General features: G+C 31.2%; 3 protein-coding genes. All 3 read left to right on the top strand.

Annotated elements, in window-relative coordinates; genetic code table 11:
* Positions 1-347, top strand: a 347-nt coding sequence (locus LDB17_RS06585; protein WP_393924948.1) for a glycine betaine ABC transporter substrate-binding protein, incomplete at its 5' end; no start/stop codon positions are given.
* Positions 348-800: 453 nt separating this feature from the next.
* Complete coding sequence (locus tag LDB17_RS06580) at positions 801-1,322, top strand: hypothetical protein (RefSeq protein WP_252637498.1); 522 nt, start codon at positions 801-803, stop codon at positions 1,320-1,322.
* 99 nt (positions 1,323-1,421) lie between these two features.
* Positions 1,422-1,628 (top strand): hypothetical protein, encoded by a 207-nt coding sequence (locus tag LDB17_RS06575; RefSeq protein WP_252637497.1) that lies wholly within the window; start codon positions 1,422-1,424, stop codon positions 1,626-1,628.
* The last annotated feature ends 176 nt before the right edge of the window (positions 1,629-1,804 follow it).

The following is a 1,804-nucleotide window of genomic DNA, read 5'->3' as shown; positions in this document are numbered from 1 at the left end:
GTTATTACACTCAGATTTCCTCTTCCGAAACGTCTATGATAACAGCCTTAAAAAAGGCAGAAAAGAATAAAGAGTGGATTGTAATAACAGGGTGGAAACCACATTTTATGTGGACAGAATTTGAACTCAAAAAATTGAGTGATCCCAAAAAGATATATCCCACAGATAATATTCAGGTTATATCTCGGCGCGGGTTTAAAGAAGACAAGCCCGAAATTGCTGCTTTTTTTGAGAATTTTAAATTAGATGACAAGCTATTACACGAACTGATAATTGATGTAAGTATGGATAAGAATCCTGAAATTGGAGCTAAAGTATTTTTTGAAAAATACCGGACTTTTCTGTAATAAAAACGATGGGTGGAGGAGGGTACTTTTACATATACAAATAAGAAAACTACACTATACTGCAAAATGAGTTTTCCTATTTTCAAAAACAATTAATGATCAATGGTAAATGAAAATTAATCATCCTTAACAACAATTATGTAAACGAACCGCAAAGACATGTGAGATGCTAAAAAATGAATACAAACTTACCGATAGGCCTTAAAAAGAAATCTTAAAAAGCCAAAAATAAACCATCCAGACAAAGGAATGTATTAAATTTGCGATTCGAAAAAAAGCTGTTCTGATGGCTTGTAAAAGGCCTTTTGACTTACGGTTTAATCTTAAAAAAATCAGAGATTATGTTTGATTATAAATTTAGAGATGTATAAATAAGATTGAATGAGTACCGTTTCTTCGAAATTATATTGTACCTAATGTTTTACAAATTGAAAGAGATTTCAGTTATTGTCGATGATTGCCAAAGGAGGAATGGCAGTATTAGGAAAAGATCCTATAAAGATGATGCAGATGTTGATAGATGCCGAAGTAAAAATGTTCAAGGGGTTAAATGTTAAAGTATTATTCTTACAAAATATCATAACAGATCTTCTTCTTGGGTATGGAACAAAAGATATTTTTGAGGCATATTGCGACTATGTTCGTAAGAAATATAAATTGATTCCGGGACTTATTACTCAGAATATGCCTTATTTGAAGCAAAAACTATCTGAGTGGGGAATAGAAGAGGTTGTTATATGCAGCTCTATTAATAAGATAGGTTACCTTATGTCCCCTTCGGTAGAAGCGTATGTTGATACAATTCGAAATAATGATTCTTCAAAATACCAACTCATGGCAATGAGTACACTTGCTTCAGGAGCAATTAGTGCTCCTGAAGCTTATGAATTTATTAATGCTCTGAATATACAATCCGTTGTTTTTGGTGCTTCCTCAGAAAAAAATATCAGAGAAACTGTGAGTTTAATAAAGTGATATTATTTTGATTGTCATTTGTTTACTATTTAATCTCTGTTTGTCTGAATAGAAATTGCTTACGACTAAAAACGAAATAAGCAAGAATTACACTGAAATATGAATTATGCAAATTTAGACCGTCTCAAGATTCTGGACTATCTTGAGAGGTGCGGTAATGAGGCTTCTGTTGTTGATATAATAGCATATTCAGGAGCAGAAAAACTGAGGGTATACAGCTTGATAACTAAAATGGAACTGAATGGGGAAATCAAAATTTTAGAAAAAACCTCTTTTGGTGCTCCTATATATGTTAAAATAGCCTAAAATATATGTCTATTCCATTATTATACATTTATATATAACCGATCAATTAAATAATTAATCAGATCTCGTGTAGAATCAAAATAGTCTCCAATCCAAGAAATACAGAAGTTCGACTATATTTTCTTACGCAAATTTGAATTAAAATTTTCAATAAAATATATCGAACGTTATATAGA

The organism is Dysgonomonas sp. Shenzhen-Wh21 (assembly GCF_043392705.1).
In the GTDB taxonomy this organism is placed as follows: domain Bacteria; phylum Bacteroidota; class Bacteroidia; order Bacteroidales; family Dysgonomonadaceae; genus Dysgonomonas.
This window is presented reverse-complemented; position numbering and strand designations above follow the sequence as displayed.

Coding starts and splice junctions, on each gene's coding strand:
- LDB17_RS06580 (WP_252637498.1), top strand. CDS start 801: ATGATTGCCAAAGGAGGAATGGCAGTATTAGGAAAAGATCCTATAAAG.
- LDB17_RS06575 (WP_252637497.1), top strand. CDS start 1,422: ATGAATTATGCAAATTTAGACCGTCTCAAGATTCTGGACTATCTTGAG.